Annotated in this window: 22 protein-coding genes; 5 read left to right on the top strand and 17 right to left on the bottom strand. The window is 36.4% G+C overall.

The window, feature by feature from the left end:
• Nucleotides 1-64: 64 nt before the first annotated feature.
• From VZD24_RS14455 to VZD24_RS14385, 15 genes are all read right to left on the bottom strand, one after another.
• Nucleotides 65-1,864 carry a DUF885 domain-containing protein gene (locus VZD24_RS14455; RefSeq protein ID WP_342687973.1) on the bottom strand — a complete coding sequence of 600 codons (1,800 nt, stop codon included), beginning with the start codon at nucleotides 1,862-1,864 and terminating at the stop codon, nucleotides 65-67.
• Between the two features lie 45 nt (nucleotides 1,865-1,909).
• Nucleotides 1,910-2,296 (bottom strand): hypothetical protein, encoded by a 387-nt coding sequence (locus VZD24_RS14450; protein WP_342687974.1) that lies wholly within the window; start codon nucleotides 2,294-2,296, stop codon nucleotides 1,910-1,912.
• A gap of 31 nt (nucleotides 2,297-2,327) precedes the next feature.
• Nucleotides 2,328-2,741 carry a type II toxin-antitoxin system VapC family toxin gene (locus VZD24_RS14445; protein WP_279448677.1) on the bottom strand — a complete coding sequence of 138 codons (414 nt, stop codon included), beginning with the start codon at nucleotides 2,739-2,741 and terminating at the stop codon, nucleotides 2,328-2,330.
• On the bottom strand, nucleotides 2,738-2,983 hold the full coding sequence (locus VZD24_RS14440) for a DUF6364 family protein (protein WP_279448676.1): 246 nt from the start codon (nucleotides 2,981-2,983) through the stop codon (nucleotides 2,738-2,740). The genes VZD24_RS14445 and VZD24_RS14440 overlap by 4 nt, the downstream gene beginning before the upstream one ends.
• Nucleotides 2,984-3,072: 89 nt before the next feature.
• Nucleotides 3,073-3,747 carry a tRNA (guanosine(37)-N1)-methyltransferase TrmD gene (gene trmD / locus VZD24_RS14435; protein ID WP_279448675.1) on the bottom strand — a complete coding sequence of 225 codons (675 nt, stop codon included), beginning with the start codon at nucleotides 3,745-3,747 and terminating at the stop codon, nucleotides 3,073-3,075.
• 104 nt (nucleotides 3,748-3,851) lie between these two features.
• Nucleotides 3,852-4,292, bottom strand: a complete 441-nt coding sequence (locus tag VZD24_RS14430) for a GNAT family N-acetyltransferase (RefSeq protein WP_342687976.1) — start codon at nucleotides 4,290-4,292, stop codon at nucleotides 3,852-3,854.
• Between the two features lie 17 nt (nucleotides 4,293-4,309).
• On the bottom strand, nucleotides 4,310-5,473 hold the full coding sequence (locus VZD24_RS14425) for a DUF748 domain-containing protein (protein WP_342687977.1): 1,164 nt from the start codon (nucleotides 5,471-5,473) through the stop codon (nucleotides 4,310-4,312).
• A gap of 123 nt (nucleotides 5,474-5,596) precedes the next feature.
• Entirely contained in the window at nucleotides 5,597-7,039 is a 1,443-nt protein-coding gene (locus VZD24_RS14420) for a cadherin repeat domain-containing protein (protein WP_342687978.1), read from the bottom strand.
• A gap of 18 nt (nucleotides 7,040-7,057) precedes the next feature.
• Complete coding sequence (locus VZD24_RS14415; protein WP_342687979.1) at nucleotides 7,058-8,707, bottom strand: cadherin repeat domain-containing protein; 1,650 nt, start codon at nucleotides 8,705-8,707, stop codon at nucleotides 7,058-7,060.
• A gap of 10 nt (nucleotides 8,708-8,717) precedes the next feature.
• Entirely contained in the window at nucleotides 8,718-9,866 is a 1,149-nt protein-coding gene (locus VZD24_RS14410; protein ID WP_342687980.1) for a hypothetical protein, read from the bottom strand.
• 10 nt (nucleotides 9,867-9,876) lie between these two features.
• Nucleotides 9,877-11,538, bottom strand: a complete 1,662-nt coding sequence (locus VZD24_RS14405; RefSeq protein ID WP_342687981.1) for a cadherin repeat domain-containing protein — start codon at nucleotides 11,536-11,538, stop codon at nucleotides 9,877-9,879.
• Nucleotides 11,539-11,571: 33 nt separating this feature from the next.
• Entirely contained in the window at nucleotides 11,572-13,137 is a 1,566-nt protein-coding gene (locus VZD24_RS14400) for a cadherin repeat domain-containing protein (RefSeq protein WP_342687982.1), read from the bottom strand.
• 92 nt (nucleotides 13,138-13,229) lie between these two features.
• Entirely contained in the window at nucleotides 13,230-14,678 is a 1,449-nt protein-coding gene (locus VZD24_RS14395) for a glyceraldehyde-3-phosphate dehydrogenase (RefSeq protein ID WP_342687983.1), read from the bottom strand.
• Between the two features lie 180 nt (nucleotides 14,679-14,858).
• Entirely contained in the window at nucleotides 14,859-16,247 is a 1,389-nt protein-coding gene (locus VZD24_RS14390) for a trypsin-like peptidase domain-containing protein (RefSeq protein WP_342687984.1), read from the bottom strand.
• Between the two features lie 33 nt (nucleotides 16,248-16,280).
• Nucleotides 16,281-16,430 (bottom strand): hypothetical protein, encoded by a 150-nt coding sequence (locus VZD24_RS14385; protein WP_342687985.1) that lies wholly within the window; start codon nucleotides 16,428-16,430, stop codon nucleotides 16,281-16,283.
• A gap of 75 nt (nucleotides 16,431-16,505) precedes the next feature.
• Between VZD24_RS14385 and dapF the strand changes: the two genes are divergently transcribed.
• From dapF to VZD24_RS14360, 5 genes are all read left to right on the top strand, one after another.
• The gene (dapF, locus tag VZD24_RS14380; RefSeq protein WP_279448663.1) at nucleotides 16,506-17,288 is read left to right on the top strand and encodes a diaminopimelate epimerase; all 783 of its coding nucleotides are present in this window, start codon (nucleotides 16,506-16,508) and stop codon (nucleotides 17,286-17,288) included.
• On the top strand, nucleotides 17,276-17,806 hold the full coding sequence (locus tag VZD24_RS14375; protein ID WP_279448660.1) for a GNAT family N-acetyltransferase: 531 nt from the start codon (nucleotides 17,276-17,278) through the stop codon (nucleotides 17,804-17,806). Before dapF ends, VZD24_RS14375 begins: the two co-directional genes overlap by 13 nt.
• Nucleotides 17,807-17,828: 22 nt before the next feature.
• Complete coding sequence (mltG, locus tag VZD24_RS14370; RefSeq protein WP_342687986.1) at nucleotides 17,829-18,872, top strand: endolytic transglycosylase MltG; 1,044 nt, start codon at nucleotides 17,829-17,831, stop codon at nucleotides 18,870-18,872.
• Between the two features lie 271 nt (nucleotides 18,873-19,143).
• Nucleotides 19,144-19,785: a hypothetical protein gene (locus VZD24_RS14365; protein WP_279448656.1), complete on the top strand. Its 642-nt coding sequence runs from the start codon at nucleotides 19,144-19,146 to the stop codon at nucleotides 19,783-19,785.
• A gap of 138 nt (nucleotides 19,786-19,923) precedes the next feature.
• Nucleotides 19,924-20,571, top strand: a complete 648-nt coding sequence (locus tag VZD24_RS14360) for a peptidoglycan-binding protein LysM (protein ID WP_342687987.1) — start codon at nucleotides 19,924-19,926, stop codon at nucleotides 20,569-20,571.
• Here the strand turns inward: VZD24_RS14360 and VZD24_RS14355 are convergent, their stop codons facing one another.
• Both VZD24_RS14355 and VZD24_RS14350 read right to left on the bottom strand, forming a co-directional pair.
• On the bottom strand, nucleotides 20,572-21,288 hold the full coding sequence (locus tag VZD24_RS14355) for an SAM-dependent methyltransferase (RefSeq protein WP_279448654.1): 717 nt from the start codon (nucleotides 21,286-21,288) through the stop codon (nucleotides 20,572-20,574).
• Nucleotides 21,288-22,667, bottom strand: coding sequence for a PQQ-dependent sugar dehydrogenase (locus VZD24_RS14350; protein ID WP_342687988.1), 1,380 nt, complete (start codon nucleotides 22,665-22,667; stop codon nucleotides 21,288-21,290). Before VZD24_RS14350 ends, VZD24_RS14355 begins: the two co-directional genes overlap by 1 nt.

The following is a 22,667-nucleotide window of genomic DNA, read 5'->3' as shown; positions in this document are numbered from 1 at the left end:
ATAAATCCAAATAAAAAGAGGCCTTTAAAAACCTCTTTTCAGTATATAATAGTTGCCGTTAGTTTTATTGCGTTTGGGCAATCCAAGCATTTATTTTATTATCTAATAATTGCAACGGGATGCAACCTGTTTCTAAAACTTGATTATGGAATTCACCAATATTAAATTTGTTTCCTAATTCTTTTTCTGCTTTATGACGCAATTCCAGAATTTTTAGTTGGCCAATTTTATACGCTAATGCCTGTCCGGGATTTGCCATATAGCGTTCAATTTCTGAAATAATTCCCGCTTCTGGCTCTGCTTCGTTCTCTAGACAATATTGAATAGCTTCCTCACGCGTCCAACCTTTTGCGTGCATTCCTGTATCTACCACCAAGCGTACAGCTCTGTGCATTTCGGCACCCAGCATCCCGAAATATTGATACGGATCTGTATAGAGTCCAAGTTCTTTTCCGAGCGATTCGCTATAAAGCGCCCAACCTTCGCCATAACCACTATAAAAAAGGGTTTTGCGGAACATGGGCAACTCGTCATTTTCCTGTGTTAGCGAAATTTGGTAATGGTGCCCCGGAATAGCTTCGTGCAAAAAGAGCGATTCGTCACTGTAAATATTGTATGCTGAAGCATTCGGAATTGGCACATAAAACCTTCCTGCCCGTGATCCGTCCAAACTGCCTGGATTGTATTCGGCACTTGCAGAATTTTCACGGAATTTTTCGGTCTGTTTTACTTCAAAAGCAGTTTTCGGTTTTTTGTCGAAAAGCAGCTCCAGTTTTGGTTTCATCGTATCGTAAATAGCATAAAAATGGTCTATAATTTGCTGTGGCTCTTTGTACGGCATCAATTCTTTATTAGTACGAACAAAATTGAAAAACGCTTTCAAATCGCCTTTAAAACCAATTTGTTGCTTCACTTTCTCCATTTCCGACGCAATACGCGCCACTTCACTTAAACCTAATTGGTGGATTTCATCAGCGGTCATTTCGGTGGTTGTATATTTTTTAATTTGGTGCCTGTAATATGCCTCGCCATTGGGAGTATCTGCAATTCCGGTAGTAGATCGGCCGGCATTTAAATATTCTTCAGCCATAAAATCGTGAAGGTTTTGGTACGCTGGAATTATTTTTTCTGAAATCATTTTTGAATAGGCTTTCGAAAGTTCCTGCTGTTGTATTTCAGAAAAAGTGTCGGGAAGATTTTTTATAGGTGAATAAAATAGATTCTTTTTTAAATCTGGCTCAGTCATCGCCTTTAGCTGTGGAATTATTTTTACAATTAACGATTTTGGAAGTACATAACCTGCCGCCATGCCCTCTTTCATTTTCACTTTTGCGGTATTTAACCAAACAACGAATCCATCTACGCGTTTTAACCAATTGGTATAATCTTTAACCGTTGAAAAAGGTTGGGCGCTGCTGCCGCTAGCCAATTGGCCCATTACTAAATTTACCGACCACATTTGGTCTATGGGAAAATATATTCCATTTTTGAATGTTAGCGTTTCTAAGTTACTATTGCATTCCCACAATAGCACGTCTTTACTCATTTTTTCGGTTTCGTTTAAATCTTCGTCATTAAACTTTGAAACCTCTTCTTTGTAGTTTGTATAATAATTTTTTAATTCAGAAATATATTCGTCTGAAAGGATATTTGGAAAACTATCGTTGTAGCGCGTATCTCCAGAAAATGTAGCACTCAGTGGGTTGAGCTTTAAGCCATCTTCGTAATAATTATCCAATAGGGTGTTGAAATCTTCGCTCACGTTACTGTTTGTCTTTGAATCCTCCTTTTCTTTTGTTTCATTTTTACAAGCAGTGAAAAGGACGACTGTTAGTAGTATTGTTGCAATTTGTTTGATATTCATTTTATTTTGAATTTTTGGTTGCTATTTTCAACAATCTGAAATTTTTTAATCTATTTTAATTAGTTTTCCTGAATTGGCAATATTATTTTCATTTCGCATTAAATTAAAATAAATAGTGTCTTTGCTACATTTAATCAATCCATAAAATGGTTTGCCAAATGTATATGTAGATTTATCTAAATCGTCTTTATAGGTTATATGAGATGGAAGATCATTTAGAAAACATTCGTTATCTGAAATCCATTCTATAATAGAAGTCATAGTTTGGTCACCATAATTTGCTTCAATTGTATCAGACTTGACTTTGTATTGAAAGGAAAAAAATTCCTCATCAAATTCCACTTTATATGTTCCGTCTTTTAATAGGCAATAATCTTCGGAGCAACTGGAAATAAAACAGATGAGAATAAATGTATAGATAATTTTAGTCATATTGTTTATTCTAAAATAAAAGCTTCTGACATTATTTTTTTGCCAAAAACTCTTTCGCCGTTAAAACGGGAATTTTTGAATTCTTAAAGTCTTTTTTATTGCGAGTGATAATAACATCTATATGATTTTCCAATGCCGAATAATATTGCAAGCCGTCTTCGAAATCGAAGAAATTATCATCGCTGAGAGCTAATTGCGTTATTTTTTCGTCCAAGCTTAATATTTCAACTAGAATTTTAAATTTCCGTAATATTTCTCGTGCTTCTTTCGCGGATTTCAATTTGGTAAGAATGTAATTAGTGTTTGCAAACGTTAAAGCGGAAATCGTTAAATGTAACTCTTTATTATCCGCTCGTGAAAACAAATCTGCAGCTTCATCATAGAAGTCTTTTCGTCGCGATAATAAGTCTATAACAATATTGGTATCGATTAAAATTTTGCTCATTTGTATTTCTCGATTAAATACTCTGTGTAAGAATCTTTGGCATCAAAATCTTCATCGAGGGTTATAACACCACTTAAACTCTCTACTAATGGAGTAATGTTGGCACCGTTCGTTTTGCGCTTTGTGAGTGTAGTTAAATACGATTCAATTAATTTCGACAGACTAATATTGTTCGATTTAGCGTATATTTTCGCGTTTTCAATAATAGTTCCGTTAAGACTTAATGTGAGTTTTTTGTCCATGGTGAAATATTTTACGTACAAAAATAATGAATTTTCACGTAATGTTAGAGAGAACTCATTTTTTTTCAGCTAACTCACGCGTTAAGAGGTTATTCCAGCAAATCCGGCCGTCGCTCCTTTGTGCGTTTATACGCCTGATCTTCGCGCCATTCTTCAATTTTACCGGTATTGCCGCTCGTTAAGATTTCGGGTACGGTCCAGCCTTTATATTCGGCTGGGCGGGTGTATATTGGTGGGGCTAATAAATTATCTTGAAATGAATCTGTCAACGCGCTGGTTTCATTGCCCAAAACCCCCGGAACCAATCGTATAATAGCATCACAAACAATGGCAGCAGCTAGCTCGCCGCCACTTAATACAAAATCGCCCACCGAAATTTCTCGGGTTATAAAATGATCGCGCACACGTTGGTCCACTCCTTTATAATGCCCACAGAGGATAATTATATTTTCTTTCAACGAAAGTTCGTTGGCCGTGTGCTGATTAAACGTTTTGCCATCGGGCGTCATATAGATTATTTCGTCGTAATCTCTTTCGGCTTTTAATTCTGAAAGACATTTATCAATGGGTTCAATCATCATCACCATTCCTGCGCCCCCGCCAAATTGATAATCGTCAATTTGCCTATAGGCATTGGATGACCAATCGCGAAGGTTATGCGTGTGTACTTCCACGATTCCTTTTTCAATGGCGCGTTTTAGGATTGAAACTTCAAAAGGGCTTTGGAGCAATTCGGGCACTACGGTTATTATGTCAATTCGCATTATGGTAGTTCTTTTTTCGGTGCGCATCAGTCAAGGAAACCTAATGGCTGCAATGATATGTTGCAATATATTTTAAAGTGTAAAAATACGGTAATTGAGTCGTATTATACTTCCCAAGTATAATGATTTACGCCATCGTCATTTTTCCAGCCCAGTTTTTTATAAAGTTTTTGGGCGGGATTGTCGGCATCAGTTTCTAGGGTAATTCCTTTGCTGCCTTCTTTGATAGCGAATTGTTTTGCGCGTTCCATCAACGCCTCGCCAACGCCTTGTTTTCTAGCTTCTGAAGTTACAAATAAGTCGTTCAAAATATAAACCCGTTGCAAGGAAACCGACGAAAAACTGGGGTAAAGCTGCGTAAATCCCAAACCTTTATCAGCTGCATCTAAACACAAAAATATTGTAGAATCTTGTTTTGCGAATCTTTCTTTTAAAAATGCGCTGGCCGCATCAATATTCGGGGTTTGTTTGTAAAAAACACGATACGCATTAAATAGTGGAGCCAGTTGTTCAAGATTTTTGATTGTTGCCGCAATTACCTTCATATTAAAATAATTTATAATTAACCGTTTTTTATTTGCCGTGCTTTTTTTCGTTTTTCGCGCTCTTTTTTGCGAAGTTCACTTTTTTCTTCCCGAGTTAAATTTTTCTTTTTTAAAGCATCCTTAAATTCAATTTCGCCATCAATATTGCCCGTAAAGGCTTTAATCCACGCATTGCCGAAAATATTTATAACTGTAGGCCAAACGCCAGCTTCCACTTTTGTAAGATCGCCTTCAAAAGGAACTTTAGTTGCGAGCGTATCTGTGCCTTGGTTTTTTAGAATGAATTTGAAAAAACCTGCAAAGCCTTCCCATAAAACTTCAAGGAAACCATCTTCTTTTCCAATTAATTTAGTGTTTGTTAAAAGCGGCTTTACGTAGCCAATCATGTGGCCGTCCGCAATGGCAATTTCACTAAAAAGCGAAAAGGTGCCTTTGTTAAAATCGAGACCTGCGTAATAATTTGTGAAATCGTTTAGCGCCGAAGCATCTGCATTTTCTAGTGAAAAGGAAACGTCCATGTCGGGTATTTTTTTTATCAAATTCATATTTGCTTCTAACGAAACTTTCCCGTTCCCGATTGAAACTCCCGTAGCGCGAATCTTAGACGGAAGAATTCGTTCTCTTTCAACCACGTTTCTGAGGTTGTCCGCGGTGAGCTCCAGTTTGTCTATTCGCAAATCTATGTTTGGATCTGCCGAAAGTTGTACAAATGCCACTGTGCCGTCGTGTACTTTTAAATGGTTTATGTCTATTGGTACAATATCGGTTAGCGCCTTGGTCCAATCATCTACATCTGCATCGCCACTTTTTGCTTTTTGGTCTTCAAAAACGTAGATAACTTCGGGCCTGGTCATGATGATTTCGCTTACAATTTTTCCCTTGAAGAGTGATTTCCACTCGATGGAAATATCGGTTTTTGGAAAGTTTAAAAACGGAACCTGACTTTCTGCCGTTCCTTTGTTTAGATACATCCCGTCTATAACATAGGCACCTCTAATTAAAGCAATATCAATATCGTCAACCTGCCCGTAATAGCCGGGAATGTCTGCCAATATTTTATTTATGTTGTTTTTTACAAGCGTGGGAAGATAAATTCTAAAGACTATTAGCAGTACCGCGATTGTTATGGGAAAAATATATCGCTTCTTTTTTAAACCGCGTTTCTTTTCAGTTACAGACATTTCTAAAAACTAAATAATTTTACCAAATGTGATTGAAAGAATGCAGATTTTCAGTTAATGAAGTCATAAAAAAAATTCCCGCGCAGGCAGGAATCTCTTTTTTTTAAACTCATTGAAATAGTTTTATAAACTACAATTGCCGTCGATGATATCTTGTTTTGTGGGGTTGTAGGCGTTGTATATTGCGATGTAGCTATTATTACTGCCATTTATAAAGAGGTTTTGTAAGTCACAAAAATCTGTAAGTTCATTATTGCCTCTTATATCTAAATTACGACATCTTTCTAAATTGTTTAAGCCAACCAAATTTGGTAGGCTTTCATTATTAAATATTTGAAAACTTTCAGCAGTTTCTAAATTCCTTAATCCTTGAATATTTATTAGAGAATTATTGTTCTGTACGGTAAGTTCATGAGAAATATTGATGGTTGATTCTAAACCATGAAGATTTTCTAAAAAGGGATTTTCTATTATCTTTAATGTAGTAGTCACTCGTTTATTTTGCAAGCCTTCAATACTTGTAAGCGAAGAATTCGCTGCTATTTCCAAGTGATATATTTCAGTATTTAAATTTTCAATGCCGTTCAAGTTTAAAAGCGAATTATTATATGTAATACGGAAATAATTATATTCTCCGGTTGCAGTTGTTAAATTACTGAGCCCATCAATATTTGCTAGCGAATTACAATTTATAATAGTTAAATCACCGCCAAATGAAGTCAAGTTGCTTAGCCAATCAAGATTGGATATTTGAGGACAAGAAACTAGGACTAATCCATCTCCTATGGAAGTAAGTTGATATAATCCAGAAAGATCATATAATCTTGGATTAAGAGATAACACCAGTTCTTGAACCGAGGTTAAACGGTTAAATCCTTCGATTTTTTCTAAAGTATCATTAACTACAATGATAAGTTTGCCATATAAATAGTGAATATTTAAACCTAATGTAGAGATCAATGATGGATTATTGGTAATCCCTAAATCACCATTTATCGATCTTAAACTTTGGAGGGGAGATAAGTCGATTATATCTGTTGTTGTTCCTTCTTCAGGATCACCAATATGCAATGTTCCAATTATTGCCGCATAATTATTTGCTCCAAAATCGTTTACTTCTTGCTGTGATCTTAAAATTAGATCCCCTTCATAAACATTCTCCTCCATTAAATCATTCAAAGTAATTGTAATCGAAGCATTTTCAGACACAGCGCCATTGGCTACTTGCACTGTCCCAGTAATTGTAGGATTTGATTCAAAATCAAAAAGGGTTTCATCAGCAACTTTTAGTTCGCCAGAACTTGCATCGATAGAAAAGGCGCCCGAAGGTGTTTGTTCGGTTATTGAAAAAGTAACCGAGCCGTCATTCGTGCTTCCTTGAACACTTCCAATTACCTGCCCGTTTATTGGGTTTTCATCCATTGTTATGGAAAAATCACTGGTTGAAACGGTTATTTCAGTTTCTTGGGGCGCTGGATCATCGCTGTCTTTTGAGCAGGAGGAAAGCAATAGAACTGAGAAAATCGTAAATATTTTAACTGTAGCATATTTTCTGAAAAATTTCATATTTAAAAATTTTAATAATTATAAACGACAGTTTCCTGCTATTATGTCATTAGGACCCGGATTATAGCCGTTATGTCTAACATTATAATCGCCCATTATACCGTTATTAGTAAAAAGGGGTTGTAATCCGCAAAAGTCAATTAACACATCATTACGGGTTATGGTGAGGTTTCTTCCTGCAAATGTAAGGCTAGAGAATCCATCCAGATTTGTTAGATTGTTATTATCACTTACGTAAATATTTCTTGAAACAGACTGAAGGGATTGCAGTCCATTTATATTTTCTAATAAAGGATTATCGGCTATTTGCAATTGCCCTCCTATTGAAGTTAAGTTGTGCAAACTGCCTATACCGCGTAAATTTGCATTTTGTTTAATATACAGATCTCCCGATAAGGAATAAATATTATTGAAAATATTGAGTTGGGTCAAAGCGGAATTTCTGTAAATATTAATATAATTTACTGAAAGCAAGTTTTCCAGGGCGCTGATATCTGATAACAAATCGTTGTCTTCAATGGCCAGAGATGATAAGTTGGTGAAATTATTTAGACCATTAAGGTGCATTAAATAAGGATTATTGACAATGCTTAGACTAATACCCTCTGCATTGACTACATTTCTCAGGCCTTCCAAGTTTAAAAGTGATGCATTGTCGCGAATAGTAAGGCCAGTATTTATTTGGGTCAATCCTCTAAATCCCTCAATATTTTTAAGGTCGTGATTATCGATTATTTGTATATTGTCTGCAACGGTACTTAAATTAAGGAATCCGTCAATATCATTCAATGATGAATTTCCCCATACAGAAAGACCATTGCCAATGGACGTTAAATTTCTAAATCCGTCAACGGTAAGTAAGGATTCATTATCCCAAATATTTAATGTGCCATTTATGGTAATTAAATCTTGAAAACCTTCCACATTTTCAAGGGAACCATTCTTGGATATTGTAAGTTTTGATAATTGAGTAATACCTGCAAGCGAAGTCAGATTGTTAAGAATGGGATTCTCCATTATATTTACATCACCACCAATTGTTTCAATATTTTGTAACCCATCAAGCGAGGCGAGGTTTTCATTATCTACAATATTTAGCTGCCCTCCAATATATTTAATTGAGGCCAAATTACTTAGATCCTCAATTAGGCTAGGGTCTCCGGCAAGGCTTCCAATAAGCAGGGTTTGAGTTATAACAGTATAGTTGTTTGCTCCAAATGTATCTACCTCTGCTTGGGTAAATAATTGAACGGTACCATTAAAAACATTCTCCTCAACCAAATCATTCAAAGTAATTACAACCGAAGCATTTTCAGAAACCGCGCCATTAGCCACTTGCACTGTTCCAGTAATAGTAGGATTGGTCTCAAAATCAAAAAGAGTTTCATCAGCAACTTTTAGTTCGCCAGAACTTGCATCAATAGAAAACGCGCCCTCAGGTATTTGTTCAGTAATTGAAAAAGTAACAGTTCCTTCATTTGTGCTTCCTTGAACGCTTCCAATAACTTGTCCAATCGTTGGGTTTTCATCTATTGTAATAGAAAAATCAGTGGTTGAAACGGTTATTTCAGTTTCTTGGGGCACTGGGTCATCGCTGTCTTTAGAGCAGGAAATGAAGGTGAGAAAAATAGAAGCTGTTATTATTCTGAAAGTTAAAAGTCTATTCATTATTTCGTTTTTAAAGGCTGCAGTTGCCGTCTATGATGTCTTGTTTTGTTGGGTTGTAGGCGTTATAAATTGCCGTATAGTTTCCTCCTAATCCATTGTCAATGAGTAAACTTTGCAAGCCGCAAAAATCTATTAAATTAAAATTGCTAGATAGGTAAATATCGGTCCCTATAGTTTGCAAATTAGTCAAACTATTAAGGTGCGTAATATTGGGACAGTGTCTTATATCCAAACGCTCGGCTATTACGGTCAAACTAGATAAATTAAAATCTAACAAACTGGGATTGTTTTCGAAAAGTAATCTTTTTCCAATCGATGTTAAATTTTGTAAACTGTTGATGTCACTTAAAATTTCATTAGAAAAAATTCCTAAATCACCACTTATTGAAATTATATTTTCCAATCCATTTAAATTTGTTAATTGGTCGTTATTATTTATATATAAATAGTCATTAATAGTAGTAAGATTGCGCAAACTTTCGATGTTAATTAGATTCGGATTATCTTCTATCAAAAAATTACCTCCAATAAATTCTAAATTTTCAAGGCCTGCTAAATTAGAAAGCAGTGGATTGTCAATAATAATGAATTGTCTGCCAATACTTTTTAAAGCATTTAGAGGTCTTAAATCATTTATTGAAGATTGAGTATTATCTATTTTCCCTATTAAAAGGGATCCCGTAATATGTGTATAATTATTTGCGCCGAAATCATTTACTTCTTCTTGGGTAAATAGTACAATTGAATCATCAAAAATATGATTTTCAACCAAATCATTCAAAGTAATTTCAACCGAAGCATTTTCAGACACAGCGCCATTGGCCACTTGCACTGTCCCCGTAATTGTAGGATTGGTCTCAAAATCAAAAAGAGTTTCATCAGCAACTTTTAGTTCCCCAGAACTTGCATCAATAGAAAACGCGCCCTCAGGTGTTTGTTCAGTAATTGAAAAAGTAACAGTTCCTTCATTTGTGCTTCCTTGAACGCTTCCAATAACTTGTCCAATAGTTGGGTTTTCATCTATTGTGATAGAAAAATCAGTGGTTGAAACGGTTATTTCAGTTTCTTGGGGCACTGGGTCATCGCTGTCTTTAGAGCAGGAAATGAAGGTGAGAATAATAGCTACTGCTATTATTCTGAAAGTTAAAAGTCTATTCATTATTTCGTTTTTAAAGACTGCAATTGCCGTCTATGATGTCTTGTTTTGTTGGGTTGTAGGCGTTACGAGAAACTCTATATTCGCCACCTAAACCATCACCAACTATAAGTGTAGTAAGCCCGCAAAAGTCTGCTAGAATTTGATTATCACGAATTTCAAGATTGTTTTGGACCGTGGTTAAATTATTTAAACCTTCCAAACTCTCCAATGAATGGTTATATAATATTTTTAAGTGACGGTTTATTGTTTGCAAATTCTCCAGTCCATTTAAAGTGGTTAAATTTTGATTTTCATTAATATTTACATCACGTACGGCTGTAATGTTTTGCAATCCATTTAATGTTGTTAGCGAAGGGTTGCTGTATATATTTAAAATTGTGGCAGCAGAAACATTTTGCAAACCATTTAAGGTTTCGAGAGACTCATTATATGTAATTTCTATTCTATCTGTTGGAGAAGTATTTTGTACTCCTTGAATATTAATCAGAGCATCGTTGTCATCAATTATAATACTTTCCAATGTTGTTAAATTACTTAGGCCATTCAAATTTAAAATAAGGGGGCTCTCTCTAAGTGCGAAGGTTTCTAACGAAATTAAATTGCTTAAACCGTTCAAATTTTGCAATGCAATGTTACCTCTAAACGATAATGAACCGCCAATGCTTGTTAAATTATTCAAACCATCAATATTTTGCAGTACAAGATTATCGTATATGCCAAAAGTGTATTCAACTGTCGTTAAATTGTTGAAACCATCCAAATTCAACAAGGAATTGTTTCTATCGATTAAAATGCTAATGGCATTTTCTAAGCCTGTAAGACCGTCAATATTTCTTAAATTGGGATTGTTTATAATCAATACATCGCCTGCATTTTTCAGATTTTCAAGGCCATTAAGATTAGTAAGACTGGAATTGTTCATAATCCAAAACTCATAAATAACATCGCCCGCTGGCTCTACGGTTTTAACATTACGCAAACCCTCAACACTTACAAGAGATGGATTGTCTATAAGACCAAAATCTTCGCCAAAATAAACGATGTTGTCAAGTCCGTCCACATTGGTAAGGTCGGCATTATAAAGAACATAGCAGTTTTTGGATACATATTCCAAGTTGTGCAAACCACTTATATCTGTAATATCTGAATATTCTGGACCCATAAATATTCCAATTATTAGTCCGCCATTAATATGGGTGTAGCCTTGAGAGGCAAAGGCGTCAACTTCTGCTTGTGTTGTTAAACGCACCGTACCTTGATAAACCTTGTCTTCATACGATTCTGTTAAGCCAATCACTACACTCGCGCTTTCATAGATATTTCCATTTGAAACTTTTATAATCCCGGAAATTACTGGATTCGTTTCGTGATTGAAAAGCTCTGAATTAGCAACTGTAAGTTGCCCGGTCTCGCTATTGATGGCAAAAGCTCCAGCGGGGGATTGGGAGGTTATAGAAAAGGAAACTGTTCCTTCATTTGTACTTGCTTCAACAGTTCCCAACACTTGTCCATTTTCGGGGTGTTCTTGAATGATGACAGAAAAATTGGTCGTTTGTATAGTAATTGTATTTTCCAGTACATTGGGCGTGTCATCTTTGCTGCAGGAATTTAAAACGAGGAAAATTAGGAGTAACGAATACTTAAGAAATGAGTTGACCTGTGATTTTATCATTTTGGATAATTTGTTTTTTTTAATCGAAAGAATTTATAAACTACAATTGCCATTTAAAATATCTTGCTGCGTAGGGTTATAGGCATTGCCATAAACACTATACGTATTACCAGGGCCATTATTTGCGATAACTGTTTGCAAACCACAAAAATCTGTGAGAGCACTATTTTCAACAATTCTCAAATCATTGCCAATGGTTTCTAAATTATTTAGGGAATTTAAATTTGCGAGAGTTGGATTCTGTTCTATGAACAAGCTAGATTGTACAGTTTTGAGATTTTCAAGGCCTGCGATGCTAGACAAATTCGGGTTTTGACTGATTCCTAAATAATCGACAGTAGTGAGATTATTCAATCCGCTTAAATCGGTTATAGAAGAATTCAGATAAATATAAACTTCATTTGCTGATGTAATATTTTCCAAACCTTGAAGATTGACCAATACAGGGTTATTAGAAACGTCAATGTATTCGACAGTCTCAGAATTGCTCAAAGCATTAATATTTAATAGAGAATTATTAAAATTGATAGTAATTTCAGCAGGGCTAGAATGAACATTTTGAAGTTCATCTAAATTGGTTAAAAGATTACAAGCTCCAATTGCAAGCAAAGCGTGAATTTGGGTTAAATTCTCTAATCCTTCCAAATTTAATAAAGCATCATTTCCGCCAAGTCTTAAGGTTGAAACTTCGGTGATGTTTTCAAAACCTTTCAGGTTGGTAAGTTGCGGATTGCTTTGAATTTGAATAGAGCCAACTGAAATCAGCTCAGAAAATCCTAATAAATTAGTTAGTGATGGATTGGACGTAATATTTAGGATTCCACCAATATGTTTGATGGCTAAACCATCCATATTCAATAAACTTTGATTTTGGTAAATATTTAAATCCATTGTTACCGTTGTAAGTTTATTCAATTCTGCCAAACTGCTTAAGGAAGGGTTATCGAAAATATACAAATGACTTCCAATAAATTTCAAATTTTGCAAACCATTCAAACTTGCAAGATCTTCATTGCCCGCAATAAAAAGATTTTCGCCAATGGAAGTCAATGAAGATAGCGGACTTAAATCAATAATATCCGAAAATTCCAATGCATAGCGTGTTCCAATTACTAATTGTCCCGTTATGTGAGTATAATTGTTGGCGCCGAAAGCATCTAATTCGGCTTGGGTTTTTAGCCATATTCTACCATCGAAAACGTTAGAATCATCAATGTCTTCAAGATAGATAACCACCAAGGCATTTTCAAAAATATTTCCATTGGAAACCTTTACAGTTCCAGTTATAATAGGATTTGTATCAAAATTGAATAAATCTGGATTTACAACCTTGAGTTCACCTGTTGAAGCATCAATTTCAAATGCCCCATTTACAGATTGTTCTATAATTGAAAACGAAACTGAACCTTGAGACGTACTGCCGTCCACAGTTCCTAAAACTTGTCCTGCAGTAGGTCTTTCTTCAATAGTTACAAAAAAATCGGCAGCATTAACTGTAATTGTAGAAAGGGTTTCGTCATCGGAACTACAGGAATTAAAAAGTATGAAAATAGAAATAAGAAGCAAGAATGAAAAAGTACTCTTCGGAAAATATCGCATTATTAAAGAAATGTTAAAATTAAGAATTCAAATATAAAAAATCCTGCTGCGGTGGCAACAGGATTTTATTAATTTTAATTGAACGTTGGTTATTAATAATACGTAAATCTTCTAACCTGAGCAATATATTTCGCCAAGCGAATTACTTGGTGGCTGTAGCCATATTCATTGTCGTACCAAACGTAAAGCACTACGTTGTTACCGTCTTCAGTAACAATGGTGGCATTGCTATCAAAAATTGCGGGAGAGCAAGAACCAACGATATCGCTAGAAACCAATTCGTTGTTTATTGAATATTGAATTTGCTCAACTAAATCACCTTCCAATGCATATTGTTTCATCGTTGCGTTAAGATCATCTTTTGAAGTTGATTTTCCAACCTCTAGATTTAAAACAACCAATGACCCGTTTGGAACGGGTACTCGAATAGCGTTGGAGGTAAGTTTGCCGGCTAATTCAGGTAACGCCTTTGCAACCGCACTTCCAGCACCAGTTTCTGTTATTACCATATTTAATGCTGCAGCACGACCGCGACGGTATTTGCTGTGCATATTATCAACCAAATTTTGGTCGTTTGTATAGGCGTGAATGGTTTCCAAATGCCCACGAACTACGCCGAAAGAATCTTCAATTGCCTTTAAAATAGGAGTGATGGCATTAGTTGTACAAGATGCTGCCGAAAAAATATCAACTGTGTTTGGGTCGTACTCATTTTGGTTTACACCGTGAACAATATTTGGAACGCCTTTTCCGGGTGCGGTAAGCAATACTTTTGCAGCACCTTTCGCTTTTAAATGGCGACCTAATTCTTTGTCATCACGGAAAGCGCCGGTGTTGTCAATAACCAAGGCGTCTTCAATTCCGTATTTTGTATAATCAATATCTTCAGGATTGTTTGCTGAAATAATATGAACCGTGGTTCCATTAATTATCAACGCATTGTTTTCAAGATCAGTACTTACAGTTCCCGGGAAATCTCCGTGAACCGAATCATATTGAAGCAACGAAGCTCGTTTGTCTAAAACAGTTTGATCCATTTTGCCGCGAACAACAATGGCGCGAAGGCGAAGCTGGTTGCCTTGCCCTGTTCTGGTCATAAGTTCACGTGCAAGCAAACGGCCAATACGTCCAAAACCGTAAAGAACTACGTCTTTTGGTACTACTGTTTTAGCTTCTTTGGCGTTTTTCAATTTATCTGAAACAAAAGCCAAAGCGTTTGAATATTTATCGTCTTCTAAATGGAACTCATAAGTAAGTTTCCCAATGTCTAACTTTGCTGGTGGAAGATCCAAAGTTTTTATAGCCTGTGCAATTTCAACAGAGTCGAAAATTGAAATGGGCTTTTGAACAAATTCACCTGCATATTCGTGCAGGTTTAAAATTTCACTCACATTGCGGTCTATCAGTTGGTTGCGGAAAAGTACCAATTCAATGGACTTGTCGTACCAAAGGTCGCTAATGATTTTAATAAATTCTACTGAAGCTTTTCGGCGATCAGTTTGAAAAGACAGTTCTTTTTCATAAACGTCATCAAAACTCATAAGGATACATTTTTTAGTTCCGCGTCTTCTTTAATGCTGTGCAAATTGAAGAACGTGGAGCGCGTTAAAATTTTGTGCAAAACTACTTATTTTCATCGGCTTGGGGAAATAAAAACGCATAATAAAAACACCGCTGAAAGTTTTGGTTTTCAGCGGTGTTTATTATTTGTATAAATACTTCTATCTAAAAATAAACGAATTTATATTTCCGGCACCATCCATAAAAGTCATTTTTATTGGGGTGTGGTAGTCGCGCTGGCCCATAATTCGTTTTGCATCGTCTATATTGTGTATAGGTTCATCATTTATATGGGTGATAATGATACCTTCCAATTTATAGCGCGCAATTTCGGGTGTTAACGCGCGGGTTACCTCTACACCGTTTTTAAGGCCTCGTGCCTTTAACTCTTCTGGAGTAATGTTTTTTACTTCCACCCCTAAATCGTCTATTGAAAAAGTTTCCAGTTTTATGAGTTTTACAGGAATTTTCTTTTCCGTGCCATTGCGAAGTACAGTGACTTCAACCACATCTTTTGGGCGTTTAGAACCTAAATACCCTGAAAGATCGGCAAATTTTGTAACCTTATATCCATCGAGTTGTTTTATGATGTCTCCTTCTTTAATTCCGGCTTTATCGGCGCCACTTCCTTTTTCAATACCACCTACAAAAACACCTTGGGTTTCGTTAATGCCATACTTTTCAATAATCTGCGGACTTAAATTTCCTACTTGTATTCCTAAGATTCCGCGTTGTACGTTTCCGTATTCCAGAATATCTTCAATTACTTTTCGGGCGTTGTTTGATGGTACTGCGAAGGAGTAACCCACATAACTTCCCGTTTCCGAAGTAATAGCCGTGTTTATTCCAATCAATTCCCCACGTGTATTAACCAACGCTCCGCCACTGTTTCCGCGATTTACGGCTGCGTCAGTTTGGAGAAAGGACTGTGAGTTTCCGTCATTTTTACTTAAATCGCGCGCTTTGGCACTAATAATTCCTGCCGTAACCGTTGAGGTTAAATTAAAAGGATTTCCAACAGCTAGCACCCATTCGCCAATTTTTACATTGTTTGAATCGCCAAAAGGTATGTAGGGAAAATCCGTTTCGTCTTCAATCTTTATCAGCGCTATGTCTGTATTTGGGTCCGTTCCAATCAATTCGGCCTTAAATGTTTTGTTGTTGTTTAAGGTAACTTCAAGATTTGTAGCATTGGCAATAACGTGATTGTTGGTTACTATATAACCATCTGGCGAAATAATTACTCCGCTACCACTGCCAACCATAGCGCGTGGTTGGCCACCGCCTTGCAAATACTCGAATATATTGGTGGGTTGTCTGCTAACAGTAGTGTTTTTTACGTGAACCACAGCGTGTACTGTTTTTTCTGCAGCTCCGGTAAAATCGGTTGTCATTTCTGCCGCCGAACCAGCATAATTGGTAGGAATAAATTTAGTTTGTGAAGGTGTTTCAATGGCAATAAGCTCTTTTTCTTCAAAGTATTTATAGCCTCCAAGCGTAATGGCGCCAGCAAATAGCGCAACAAGAAATAAACGGATTGTTTGCTTCATTGTATAAAATTTTTAATTAATACTAACTTTATTTTATATAAAAACTTTGTTTTCAAGTTTTTCATTTTTTAATGTTTCAGCATTTTCAATCGCGGAAGATGGATCTGAAAATCTGTTTTCTGAAGAAATATTTACGAATACCTCTACAAATTTAACCAAGATAGTCCGAAAATAGTATGCCAAGTTTTTGGTTTTAACTTGCATTTAACGTCTAAATATCAACGATACACCTCATGGCTTTTTATATCTTTGCGCACTATGGAATTTACTTTCTACAAATATCAGGGCACGGGCAACGATTTTGTGATTCTCGATAATCGCGAAGAATTTTTCCCGAAGAAAGATTCGCAGCTTGTGGCCAAAATTTGCGACCGCCGTTTTGGCGTAGGTGCAGATGGCTTGCTTCTGTTGGAAAACCATCCTACTGCAGATTTTAAAATGGTTTATTACAATAGTGACGGAAACCTAAGTACAATGTGCGGTAACGGTGGAAGGTGTATTGTTCACTTTGCCAATTATCTGGAAATTATTTCCGGACGCACCACTTTTGAAGCCGTTGACGGGATGCACGAGGCTACCATTAATAATGAAGGGGTTTCATTAAAAATGAATGATGTAGAAACTTTTGAAGTTACAGACGCTTATACTTTTTTGAATACGGGCTCACCGCATCACGTTGAAATGGTTTCAGATTTGCAAAACTTTGATGTTTTTGGGGAAGGTAGAAATATTCGAAATAAAATTTACGGAACAGATGGTGCAAATGTAAACTTTGTTGAAAAGCAAAACGCTTCCACTTTTTCAGTCCGTACCTACGAGCGGGGAGTGGAAAATGAAACTCTTTCGTGCGGAACAGGTGTAACTGCTGTGGCACTGGCAATGTTTGAAACGGAGAATACTTCAGAAAATAAATTAACGCTAAATACCCCCGGCGGGCAACTGCAAGTGCGCTTTAATAAAATAGATTCGCATTATACAGATATATATTTAGAAGGACCTGCAACCATGGTTTTTAAAGGAATTTGGCAATGGAAACGTTAAGAGGAGAAAATATTTTTTTACGCGCTTTGGAACTTTCAGATCTGGATTTTCTTTATACTCTAGAAAACGACGAATCGCTTTGGGAAGTTAGCAATACCACAACGCCCTACTCTAAGTATATTTTGCAACAATATTTAGAAAATAGCCATCGCTCTATTTACGATGTGCAGCAATTGCGACTCGTAATTTGTAAAAATAATGATTCTGCTCAAGTAGGTTTTATAGATTTGTTTGACTTTGATCCAAAACACAGCAGAGTAGGGGTAGGTATTGTAATATTTTCTGAAGCCCATAAACGAAAGGGCTTTGCGGCAGAAGCATTGCAGCTTACCTGCAATTACGTTTTTGAACATTTAAAGGTGCATCAAATTTTTGCGGGAATTACGGAAGAAAATGAAGGCAGTATAAATCTATTTGAAAAGGCAGGTTTTATAAAAGCCGGTCTAAAAAGGGACTGGGTATTTGCAAACGGAAGATATAAAAGTGAATATTTTTATCAATTAATCAACAATTCGTAGTACTGCGATCACACTTTAAAAAATGTATATAAAAAAAATATTAATAGCCATCTTTTTCCTCGGAGCCGTTGTAATGGGCTTCTTTGCGTGGTATATTTACGACACAGCATTTACTGGAAATACCGCTTTTAACAACAAGGAAGCGCATGTTTATATTCCTACCAATGCTACAATAATTGATGTGGTTGAAGAAATTGAACCGCTCTTAAAGGATGCCGAATCGTTTAGAACTATTGCAGACCAAAAGCAATATACTTCAAATATTAAACCGGGTCATTTTATAATTAGGAAGGGAATGACCAATAATGATATAGTAAACACGCTCCGAAGTAGAAATATTCCTATCAATGTAAAATTCAACAATCAGGAACGGTTGGAAGATTTGGCCGGCCATATTGCAAACCAAATTGAAGCCGATAGCCTATCGCTCATGCAGGCAATGACCGATCCCGAGTTTTTAAAAGAAGTGGGAATGACTAAAGAAACGGGCCTATCTATGTATATCCCAAATACCTACGAATTTTATTGGAATAGCTCTGCGAAAACTTTTCGCGATAGAATGAAAACCGAATACGAAAGATTTTGGAACGAAGCTAGAATTAAAAAGGCTAAAAACTTAAATCTTACGAAAGAACAAGTTATGGCGTTAGCATCTATTGTACAAAAAGAAACAGCAAAGGTAGATGAACGGCCAAGGGTGGCAGGGGTTTACCTTAACAGGCTGCGAGTGGGTATGTTGCTTCAGGCAGACCCCACGGTTATCTATGCGATTAAACGCGAAAGTGGTGATTATAACCAAATTATAAAACGAGTACTTTATAAAGATTTGGAATTAGATTCGCCTTATAACACGTACAAATATGCAGGCATACCACCAGGACCCATTACAATGCCCGATATTTCTTCAATAGACGCCGTATTAAACCCCGAAAAGCACGACTATTACTATTTTGTTGCCGATGTAACCAACTTTGGTTATCACAAGTTTGCCAAAAGCTTAGCACAGCACAATGTTAACAAGGCAGAATATGTGCGTTGGGTAAATAATCAGGGATTAATGAGGTAATAAATTGTTTTTAAATCTTGTTAAAACCAATTACTAGGCAGGTTAAATTTTGTTAATCCTGCTAATGTTTTTATCATTTTTCTTATCTTTTAATTTATAAGATATTGACCGTCAAGTGTAAATGCGATAGTCAATCGTTCTTTGGCATAGTTTTTTCATATAGCGCGGCGAATATACGTTTGCCAAAAATGTGTGTTTGTTTTTTTAAAGATTTTATTTCGTCTCGCACAAAGCGATGACGCGATAATTATAATTTAAAACTAAGTAAAACATGACAAAACGTTTTATGAAATTGTCTGCGCTGCTGGCTGTTGCAGCCTTTGTTGCAATGGCATTCTCTTCAAAAAGAGTAGATTACAGCAGTTCTATATTCGCTACAGATATTGTAGGGAACGTAGCCCATGTTCCTTACGAATACGAAGTGAATTTGAATTCTCAAGATAGTGTTCCTTTTCTTGGGAAGTCGTTCCAGGGTTTCTGTCATGACCTCGGCTTTAGCGAAAGCAGTGGAAATTACAGAGCCGTGAACAGATTGGGTTATTTGGGCAAATACCAGTTTGGCCGTTCTACCCTTCATTGGGTTGGAATTACCAATACGTCCCTATTTTTAAACAGCCCTTTGTTACAGGAAAAAGCGTTTAAAGCGTTAATTTCTAAAAACAAATGGGTGCTTAGGGATTATATTGATGAATATAACGGCAAAATTATTAATGGTGTTAAAATATCCGAATCGGGCCTTTTGGCTGCGGCACATTTGGGAGGAGCCGGAAATGTAAAAAAATTTCTGGATAGCCAAGGAGAATACGTTTTTAGAGATGCGAATCATGTACCAATTACAAAATATATGAAACGCTTTGTAGATTACGATATCTCCCATATACTCCCTGACAACAACGCTAGAGCGACATTATAATTATTGAAGAAACCAGGTTGACAAGCCTGGTTTTTTATTTAATATTATTTTAACAGCCTACAAATCAGATTATTAAAAAAAGTATTATCTTTGCCGGCTGAAACGACGATGTAATTTTACATCCGAATTTTAAACTTAATGAAAAAAAGAATATATCTAATTGCAGTATTACTTGTCGTTACTGTACTAGTAGGGACAGGTTTCATTTCAAAAGATAGCCACGATTTTTCTGCATTTAGCACGGAAGGATTAGAGTTATACTATCACGTTCCCACAGAAGCTGAACTCACTCCATTATTAGCACCTGTGATCCCACAATATAATTTATTTTTGGGTAAATCCTATTTAGGGTTTAAAGAAGCTCTTGGTTTTAAAGAATCAAGAGGAGATTACCAGATCGTTAACGATTATGGTTATATGGGAAAATATCAGTTTTCAAAAGCCACCCTTAGAATGATGGGGCTTAAAAATGCCGATAATTTTCTTTACGATACGCGCCAACAGGAAGCCGCCTTTATGGCCTATACTTCATTAAACAAGTGGATTTTGCGCAAAGATATTAAGCGCTCAGTTGGCAAAACCATGGCCGGGGTAAAAATTACCGAATCGGGAATTTTAGCTGCTGCCCATTTAGCGGGAGCAGGCAATGTGAAAAAATTCCTTAGAAGCGCAGGAACAAATCGTTTTGAAGATGCTAACGGTACTTCAATTCGTTATTATTTGCGCAAGTTTTCCGGCTACGATACTTCGCATATTGTGGCGAATAAAAGGCCGAGAATCATATAGTTAATATCCTTGAATTATAAATAAGGTGGGTCTTTTATGAAGGTCCACCTTTATTTTTTTCCATGAATTCACAGTTGCGGTTTTTATATATTCTGAAGCAAGAGTAATATCGCAAGCAACACAAATTTGTGTCTGCGGATTAAGATTTTCGGTGAGGCTTTGTAGCATTTGATTATTGCGGTAGGGCGTTTCAATAAAGAGCTGCGATTGATCAAGCTCTTTTGAAATTTTTTCCAGACGTTTTAATTCCCTTTTACGTTCACTTTTATCAATGGGTAAATATCCGTTAAATGCAAAATTCTGACCGTTAAACCCACTGGCCATCATTGCCAAAAGTATGGAAGATGGTCCCACTAAAGGAACCACCTTAATGCCAAGTTCGTGGGCATAATGTACGGCACGCGCGCCAGGGTCTGCAATTCCAGGACAGCCGGCATCGCTAATTACACCAACATCAAAACCCTCTAAACACGGATTGAGCATCGCAGGAATTTCCTCGGGTTGGGTAAATTTATTTATTTCCTGAAACTTTAAGTTGGGTTGTTTTTTTTCGGGAACAATTGTTTTTATAAAGCGCCGGGTATTTTTTTCGTGTTCAACAATGTAATGGTCTATTTTTTCAATTGCCTTTTTTACTGAAATGGGAAGTACTGCCAGGGGCTGAACATCGCCCATCGGGCAGGGAATAAGGTATAAATTTCCTTTTTTTGAATGCATTATTGAATAATTAGTTTTTTTACGGTTGTTTGTTCCTTGGCTGAAATAATTTTGGCAAAATAAATTCCCGTCTCTAAATTTGAAATCGAAATTACTTTTTCACTACTTAAAATATTTTCTTCCGAAAGAACTAAACGCCCTTCAATATTAAAAAGTGAAATAGTTTTGAGAACGCCATCCTTTAAATGAAAAGAAACATTTTCTGAAGCGGGATTTGGAAGCATATGCAAACTATTTTCCATTAAAAAGGCTTCAGTATTGGCAATTTCGCCTCCTTTAACTTTATAAATGGAGCCGCCAAGATCTATTATATAAAGTTCGTTATTAACATCTTCACCAAAAGAAACCCAACTTCCAGTAAAAGTGCCGTGTTCTACTAAAGTTCCGGCATTGTCCACAGTTCCAATAAGCCCACTACAAAAGTCTGCGAAAAAGTAAAGTCCAGAAATATCCGTATAAATGGAGCCTCTGTAAACATATCCTCCCGAAATGGAACAATTGCCGCTACTATGGGTATATTCTGCTAATGGAAAGGTTAATTCAGACTGTGGCGGGCAATTTTGTGTGTTAAAGGGCTGGGTGCCTTCATAGCATCTCCATCCGTAATTTATGCCTGCTTCGGTAACATTAACTCTGTTTATTTCTTCGCGGCTTGTTTGGCCTACATCTGCAATCCATAGATTATTCGCGGCAACGTCAAACGAAAATCGCCACGGATTACGTAAACCGTATGCCCAAATTTCATCAAGCGCATCCGGATTTCCCACAAACGGATTGCTCGATGGAATGCCGTAGTTGTTACCGCCGCTGGGATTATCAATATCAATGCGCAGGATTTTTCCTAAAAGAGAACCCAAATCCTGTCCTCGGTTGTCAGGATCGCCACTACTGCCGCCATCTCCGGAAGCAATATACAAATACCCATCAGGTCCGAAAGCCAAATTACCGCCGTTGTGGTTTGGAGCTGGCTGGGAATAGTCAAGAATTGGTAATTCTGAAGCTAGATCTGCCAAATCGGGATTTGTGCTATCTACCGTAAATCTTGAAATTTGTGTGTTGCCGTTTATATCGGTGTAATTCACATAAAAATAACCGTTATTAGCATATTCTGGATGAAAAGCCATGCCAAGCAAGCCACGCTCGCTATTTGTTGATATTTGGGCCGAAATGTTTAAAAATGGTGTGCTATTTACACTGCCATCGCCCTGAATTACTTTTATCTGCCCACCTTTTTCAACAACAAATAAACGGTCGTCGTTGGCATGCTGTAAGCTCAAAGGTTGATTAAAGTTGTCTTTAAACAATTCTATGCTTACATCTTGAGAAAAAACCGATGCTGAAATTATAAAAAAGAGTAGGGAGAGTAGTGTGTTTTTCAT

It is taken from the genome of Aequorivita flava, assembly GCF_038742595.1.
Taxonomy (GTDB): Bacteria; Bacteroidota; Bacteroidia; order Flavobacteriales; family Flavobacteriaceae; genus Aequorivita; species Aequorivita marisscotiae.
This window is presented reverse-complemented; position numbering and strand designations above follow the sequence as displayed.

Excerpts from the sequence above, each read along its gene's own strand:
- VZD24_RS14455 (WP_342687973.1), bottom strand. The coding sequence starts at position 1,864 with ATGAATATCAAACAAATTGCAACAATACTACTAACAGTCGTCCTTTTC.
- VZD24_RS14450 (WP_342687974.1), bottom strand. The coding sequence starts at position 2,296 with ATGACTAAAATTATCTATACATTTATTCTCATCTGTTTTATTTCCAGT.
- VZD24_RS14445 (WP_279448677.1), bottom strand. The coding sequence starts at position 2,741 with ATGAGCAAAATTTTAATCGATACCAATATTGTTATAGACTTATTATCG.
- VZD24_RS14440 (WP_279448676.1), bottom strand. The coding sequence starts at position 2,983 with ATGGACAAAAAACTCACATTAAGTCTTAACGGAACTATTATTGAAAAC.
- trmD (WP_279448675.1), bottom strand. The coding sequence starts at position 3,747 with ATGCGAATTGACATAATAACCGTAGTGCCCGAATTGCTCCAAAGCCCT.
- VZD24_RS14430 (WP_342687976.1), bottom strand. The coding sequence starts at position 4,292 with ATGAAGGTAATTGCGGCAACAATCAAAAATCTTGAACAACTGGCTCCA.
- VZD24_RS14425 (WP_342687977.1), bottom strand. The coding sequence starts at position 5,473 with ATGTCTGTAACTGAAAAGAAACGCGGTTTAAAAAAGAAGCGATATATT.
- VZD24_RS14420 (WP_342687978.1), bottom strand. The coding sequence starts at position 7,039 with ATGAAATTTTTCAGAAAATATGCTACAGTTAAAATATTTACGATTTTC.
- VZD24_RS14415 (WP_342687979.1), bottom strand. The coding sequence starts at position 8,707 with ATGAATAGACTTTTAACTTTCAGAATAATAACAGCTTCTATTTTTCTC.
- VZD24_RS14410 (WP_342687980.1), bottom strand. The coding sequence starts at position 9,866 with ATGAATAGACTTTTAACTTTCAGAATAATAGCAGTAGCTATTATTCTC.
- VZD24_RS14405 (WP_342687981.1), bottom strand. The coding sequence starts at position 11,538 with ATGATAAAATCACAGGTCAACTCATTTCTTAAGTATTCGTTACTCCTA.
- VZD24_RS14400 (WP_342687982.1), bottom strand. The coding sequence starts at position 13,137 with ATGCGATATTTTCCGAAGAGTACTTTTTCATTCTTGCTTCTTATTTCT.
- VZD24_RS14395 (WP_342687983.1), bottom strand. The coding sequence starts at position 14,678 with ATGAGTTTTGATGACGTTTATGAAAAAGAACTGTCTTTTCAAACTGAT.
- VZD24_RS14390 (WP_342687984.1), bottom strand. The coding sequence starts at position 16,247 with ATGAAGCAAACAATCCGTTTATTTCTTGTTGCGCTATTTGCTGGCGCC.
- dapF (WP_279448663.1), top strand. The coding sequence starts at position 16,506 with ATGGAATTTACTTTCTACAAATATCAGGGCACGGGCAACGATTTTGTG.
- VZD24_RS14375 (WP_279448660.1), top strand. The coding sequence starts at position 17,276 with ATGGAAACGTTAAGAGGAGAAAATATTTTTTTACGCGCTTTGGAACTT.
- mltG (WP_342687986.1), top strand. The coding sequence starts at position 17,829 with ATGTATATAAAAAAAATATTAATAGCCATCTTTTTCCTCGGAGCCGTT.
- VZD24_RS14365 (WP_279448656.1), top strand. The coding sequence starts at position 19,144 with ATGACAAAACGTTTTATGAAATTGTCTGCGCTGCTGGCTGTTGCAGCC.
- VZD24_RS14360 (WP_342687987.1), top strand. The coding sequence starts at position 19,924 with ATGAAAAAAAGAATATATCTAATTGCAGTATTACTTGTCGTTACTGTA.
- VZD24_RS14355 (WP_279448654.1), bottom strand. The coding sequence starts at position 21,288 with ATGCATTCAAAAAAAGGAAATTTATACCTTATTCCCTGCCCGATGGGC.
- VZD24_RS14350 (WP_342687988.1), bottom strand. The coding sequence starts at position 22,667 with ATGAAAAACACACTACTCTCCCTACTCTTTTTTATAATTTCAGCATCG.